Origin of the sequence: Sporosarcina sp. NCCP-2222 (assembly GCF_023168145.1) — a bacterium.
Lineage (GTDB): Bacteria > Bacillota > Bacilli > Bacillales_A > Planococcaceae > Sporosarcina.
The window spans coordinates 304,576-309,815 of record NZ_BQYK01000005.1; the positions used below are offsets into that span (position 1 = coordinate 304,576).

5 protein-coding genes, 1 tRNA gene and 1 rRNA gene are annotated in these 5,240 nt (G+C 48.3%); 1 reads left to right on the forward strand and 6 read right to left on the reverse strand.

Annotated elements, in window-relative coordinates; genetic code table 11:
• Nucleotides 1-1,759, forward strand: a 1,759-nt coding sequence (locus NCCP2222_RS13365; protein WP_248512846.1) for an ABC-F family ATP-binding cassette domain-containing protein, incomplete at its 5' end; no start/stop codon positions are given.
• A 302-nt stretch (nucleotides 1,760-2,061) separates the two neighbouring features.
• On the opposite strand, the gene tsaD is transcribed toward NCCP2222_RS13365, so the two are convergent.
• From tsaD to rrf, 6 genes are all read right to left on the reverse strand, one after another.
• Nucleotides 2,062-3,084: a tRNA (adenosine(37)-N6)-threonylcarbamoyltransferase complex transferase subunit TsaD gene (tsaD, locus tag NCCP2222_RS13370; protein ID WP_248512847.1), complete on the reverse strand. Its 1,023-nt coding sequence runs from the start codon at nucleotides 3,082-3,084 to the stop codon at nucleotides 2,062-2,064.
• On the reverse strand, nucleotides 3,081-3,533 hold the full coding sequence (rimI, locus tag NCCP2222_RS13375; protein ID WP_248512848.1) for a ribosomal protein S18-alanine N-acetyltransferase: 453 nt from the start codon (nucleotides 3,531-3,533) through the stop codon (nucleotides 3,081-3,083). The genes tsaD and rimI overlap by 4 nt, the downstream gene beginning before the upstream one ends.
• On the reverse strand, nucleotides 3,530-4,237 hold the full coding sequence (tsaB, locus tag NCCP2222_RS13380) for a tRNA (adenosine(37)-N6)-threonylcarbamoyltransferase complex dimerization subunit type 1 TsaB (RefSeq protein WP_248512849.1): 708 nt from the start codon (nucleotides 4,235-4,237) through the stop codon (nucleotides 3,530-3,532). The genes rimI and tsaB overlap by 4 nt, the downstream gene beginning before the upstream one ends.
• On the reverse strand, nucleotides 4,234-4,686 hold the full coding sequence (tsaE, locus tag NCCP2222_RS13385) for a tRNA (adenosine(37)-N6)-threonylcarbamoyltransferase complex ATPase subunit type 1 TsaE (protein WP_248512850.1): 453 nt from the start codon (nucleotides 4,684-4,686) through the stop codon (nucleotides 4,234-4,236). The genes tsaB and tsaE overlap by 4 nt, the downstream gene beginning before the upstream one ends.
• Nucleotides 4,687-4,846: 160 nt before the next feature.
• Nucleotides 4,847-4,922, reverse strand: a tRNA-Asp gene (locus tag NCCP2222_RS13390).
• A 99-nt stretch (nucleotides 4,923-5,021) separates the two neighbouring features.
• Nucleotides 5,022-5,137 (reverse strand): 5S ribosomal RNA (gene rrf, locus NCCP2222_RS13395).
• Between the last annotated feature and the right edge of the window lie 103 nt (nucleotides 5,138-5,240).

The following is a 5,240-nucleotide window of genomic DNA, read 5'->3' on the forward strand; positions in this document are numbered from 1 at the left end:
CATTCCGAAAGGCGTGCGGATCGGCTACTTGGAACAGCATGCTGGAATTGATTCAGAACGGACGGTCTGGGACGAAATGATGACCGTTTATGAACCGTTGCGGAAATTGGAAGGCCGGCTGCGTGAATTGGAAATGCAGATGGCAGATCCCGCTGTTTACGAAAATAGTGTGGAATACGAGCGGGTCATGAAGGAATATGATGCGTTGCAGATCGAATTTAAGGATTCAGGCGGATACCAGTATGAATCCGATTGCCGCTCTGTACTCCATGGGATGCGTTTTTATCCCGAGGATTATGAGAAAAGCGTCCATTTGCTTTCAGGTGGCCAGAAGACAAGGTTGGCTCTCGCGAAAATGCTGCTGAGCAAGCCTGATCTTCTGATCCTCGATGAGCCGACTAACCATCTTGACATCGAGACGCTCGGATGGCTGGAAAAATATTTGGTTTCGTATGAGGGCGCCATCTTGATCGTGTCCCATGACCGGTATTTTCTTGACCAGATTGTTACCGTTGTCTATGAAGTCTCAAGAAGAAAAGTGACAAAGTATACTGGGAACTATAGTGCCTATTTGGATGAGAAAGCGAAGAACTATGAACGGGATCGCAAGCTGTTTGAACGGGAAGCAACTGAACGGGCAAAGCTTGAGGATTTTATTCAGCGCAATATCGCCCGGGCTTCTACATCCAAAATGGCGAAAAGCCGACGAAAGCAGTTGGAGCGTACGGAGTGGATGGATGCGCCAGAGGGCAATGAGAAGTCCGCTGCCTTTTCTTTCGATATTGACCGGCAGAGCGGCAACGATGTGCTGGCTTTGCGGGACGTGTCGATCGGCTATGGCGATCACCCCGTATCGCGCCATATCAATCTGCACGCCTATAAAGAAGATCGGATTGCTATTATCGGACCGAATGGCATCGGGAAATCCACACTGCTGAAGACGATTGTTAAGAAACAGCCGGCTTTAGACGGTGAAATCCGTTACGGTACGAATGTCCAATTCGGTTATTATGACCAAAATCAGGCGACCATCATTGGCACAGGGACCGTTCTGCAGGAAATTTGGGACGAATGGCCGCTTTTGAATGAAAAAGATGTCCGCTCTTTGCTCGGTCGTTTCCTGTTCTCGGGTGAGGATGTGGATAAACCGGTTTCTTCGTTATCCGGAGGCGAAAAGGCAAGGTTATCCCTGGCCAAGCTTATGCTCGAAAAATCGAATACACTCGTATTGGATGAGCCGACGAACCATTTGGACTTGGATAGCAAGGAAGTGCTTGAAAACGCATTAGACGATTTTCCAGGCACGATCATTTTCGTGTCGCATGACCGGTATTTCATTAATCGACTTGCGACTAAAGTGATTGATGTGAATGAATCTGGGGCGACAGAGTATCTCGGCGATTACGATTACTTCCTCGAAAAGAAAGCAGAGCAGGCCGAATTGCTCGCAGAAGATCAAGCAACATTAGGGATTCCGCTTCCGGGACAAACGAATGCCGGCCGCAGCGAGTCAGATAAGGAATTAAAGCGCCAAGAACGTAAGCTGACACGGAACATTGAGGACGCGGAGAAAAAGATGGCCTCATTAGATGAGGAAATGACTCATCTACAAGAAGAATTGCTCAATCCGGAGTTTGCGGACGATCACGTTAAGCTGATGGACTTGCAAGCAAGAATTGACCAGCTTCAGGAAGAACATGATCTGCTGGCAGAACAATGGCTTGTCTGGCAAGAAGAACTCGAATTGCTATATACGTAAAAAGGACGCCGTTTCGATTATCCTGTCGAAACGGCATTTTCATTTTCCACAATCTTTTCCACATGAGAAATATTGATTTTATAGGATATGAACATAGTTATCCACGTTATCCACAGAAAAATGTTTTATTACCCACAAAGTTATCCAAAACGGTGTGCTTGATCTTTTGCTATTTTCTAAGTTATGAACAAGTTGTCCACAAAGTGTGCATAAGTACGAACGTTCCCTCTTGACAACGTAAAAAACCATCCTAACAAAAAAACACGGAAATCGCCACATTCGGACAATTTCCGTGCTTATTTTTACGAATTCCAAGATGTTAATGGCATGCCCGGACGTCCGTTCATTTCCATATTCCCGCGAACGCCCGCTTCAAACATGGAAGATCCTGCCGCAGCAATCATCGCTGCGTTATCCGTGCATAATGAAATGGGCGGTACGTAAAATGGGATGCCTTCCTTTTCAAACGTCGCTTCCAACGACGAGCGCAAACCTTTATTGGCTGCCACTCCACCCGCGGCAATCACTTGCTTTACTTTATATTGACGTGCGGCTTTCAGCGTCTTTGCCGTCAGCACCTCCACGACACTCTCCTGGAACCCTGCAGCCACGTGGTGAGGGTCAATTGTCTCGCCACGCTGCTCGAGGTTATGCCGATAATTAATGACAGCCGATTTAAGGCCACTGAAACTGAAATCATAGGAATCCGGCTCTAACCACGCACGCGGGAATTCAACCGCTCTGTCACTCTCAAGAGCCAGACGGTCGATATGCGGCCCCCCTGGATACGGCAAGCCCAGCACACGTGCGACTTTATCATACGCTTCACCGGCTGCATCGTCCCGTGTTTCCCCGATTAGCTCAAAATGGCCATGTTCCTTCATGACAACCAGCTCCGTATGCCCACCTGATACGATAAGCGCGAGAAGCGGAAATTCCATCGGCTGCATTAATTGATTCGCATACACATGACCCGCAATATGGTGGACACCGATAATTGGCAGACTATTAGCAAAGGCGAACGCTTTGGCGGCATTGATGCCGATTAATAGAGCACCGACCAGGCCGGGCCCTTCTGTGACTGCTACGGCATCTAAGTCTGCAGGTGTTAATCCGGCTTCCCGAAGTGCTTCTTCCAGGACAAGTGTAATTTGTTCGACGTGATGGCGCGACGCAATTTCAGGTACGACGCCGCCAAATCGTTTCTGGCTCTGGATTTGCGAAGCAACTACGTTGGACACGATTTCATGGCCATTTTTCACAATGGAAGCCGCCGTCTCGTCACAACTTGTTTCTATTCCCAATATATAAAGGTCTTTGTTCATTCGAATTCCACCCACATGACGAGCGCATCTTCATGGTCGTCGGTATAGTAATTTTTTCGGATGCCCCCGTCTTGAAAACCAAGCTTCCGATACAAGTTTTGAGCAGTTTCATTGCTGACCCGCACTTCCAACGTCATCAGCCTGACTTCATTTGCCTTACATAATGCAATTGCCTTTCGCATGAGTCCTTCTCCAATGCCACGGCCCCGGTGCTGCTTGCGGACCGCTACATTGGTAATATGGCATTCATCCAACACAATCCACATGCCGCAATGCCCGATGACCTGATCCTCTTCTTCAGCCACAATATAATGTGCATAGGCATTGCCCGTCATTTCATGCTCAAAGACTTCCTCCGTCCAAGGCGTGGAAAAGGATTCTTCCTCGATTTCCACAACAGACGGAATATCCTCACGTGTCATTCTACGATAAGCTACTGTATTGATCACGGCTGCGTCCCCTTCTTTTGCTGCGCCAGCCAATTGGCCTCCGCTTCCGCAACCCGGCGATACTCCGGCACAAAGGCATGCAGATCAGCTTCCTGTTCTTCCTGCTCTGCCAAATGGATTAAAAGAGAGGCACGTGGCAATTGAAATGGCTGGGGTGCAAAAGAAGCTAGCTCACCAAGTGCCGTTTCAATCTCCTCTTTGTACATCTTAACATCTGTGCCGACAAAAAGGACGGGCCGACCTATTGTCTTAATGGATTCCAGCAAGATTTCAATGGCATAATGGCCATCTTCTTTTACTTGTTGCAGACCAGTTCCATTAGACTCGTATAAAGCAGAGTAAACATGCCGCCTGCGCGCGTCGACCAATGGACAAATCAGCTCTGCATAATAGAGGGCATTGCCCGCCATCACACGCAGACTGGATATGCCGACAAGCGGTTTGCCCAGTGTCCAGGCCAAAGTCTTCGCGATGGTCACGCCGATGCGGACACCTGTATAAGAGCCAGGACCCTCAGAAACAGCTATGGCATCGATGGCTTGGGGCGTCAAATCTGTCTTTTCAAATAGTTCTTCAATCGCTTTCATGGCACGAAGCGAATGGTTCAGTGCCATGGAAGATGTATATTCCACCAAGAGGGCTCCGTCTCGCACAAGAGCCACAGAAAGCGGGGTATTCGCTGTATCGATCCCTAACCAAATCATATCGCTATCGCCTCACAAATCTCTTCAAAATGCGTACCGAACGGTTGGATGACGAATTGTCTCGAGTCGCCGCCCAAATGACGAATCGTAATGGCCAGACGCTCCTTTGGCAAATCGTTTTCAATCAAGTGCGCCCACTCGACTACCGAAATGGCATCTCCATAGAAGAGCTCATCCCAGCCCAAATCCTCGTCACTGTCAGCCAATCGGTATACATCCAAATGATTAAAGGGATATCGGCCCTCATATTGCTTAATAATCGTGAAAGTAGGGCTATTCACGGTTCGTGTCACACCGAGTGCTTTTGCAAGCGCTTGAGTAAATGTCGTTTTTCCTGCTCCCAGATCACCTTCTAGGGTGACCACATCAGGAGGGGACAGATGAGAAGCCAAAGCGGCAGCCAGACGAACGGTCTCCTGCGGCCCATGTACTACAATTTCCTTCAGCATATTCAAATTCCTTTCTCGGAACGTTACATATAGTGTACAGACGAAAGAGGCAGAAAAGCAAGAAAAGCCAATTTTCGTGTGAAGTATGATAGAGCAACGATAAAATACAAAAAACCGATTCCTGGATAACTCCGCGGAATCGGGTACGTTTATAGGTAAATGGCGGTCCCGACCGGGATCGAACCGGCGATCTCCTGCGTGACAGGCAGGCATGTTAACCGCTACACCACGGGACCTTTTATGTATGACTTTACGTCTCTTGAAACTAGTTCAGGAACTGCTAGTAAATGAAAGGTAGTCAATTCTAACCATTTCAAAAACCGTAAAGCGGTTGAGCCCGGCGACGTCCTACTCTCACAGGGGGAAGCCCCCTACTACCATCGGCGCTGAAGAACTTAACTTCCGTGTTCGGGATGGGAACGGGTGTGACCTCTTCGCCCTCATCACCAGACTCTTGAACGATGCTTGTTCGTTCAAAACTGAATAAAACAGACATTGTGCAGTATCAAGCCAACCGTGCACTTTTTAAATAAGGTTAAGTCCTCGATCGATTA

What these genes read in the sequence shown, in the direction of transcription:
- tsaD (WP_248512847.1), bottom strand. Translation starts at nt 3,084, where the DNA reads ATGAACAAAGACCTTTATATATTGGGAATAGAAACAAGTTGTGACGAG.
- tsaE (WP_248512850.1), bottom strand. Translation starts at nt 4,686, where the DNA reads ATGCTGAAGGAAATTGTAGTACATGGGCCGCAGGAGACCGTTCGTCTG.
- tsaB (WP_248512849.1), bottom strand. Translation starts at nt 4,237, where the DNA reads ATGATTTGGTTAGGGATCGATACAGCGAATACCCCGCTTTCTGTGGCT.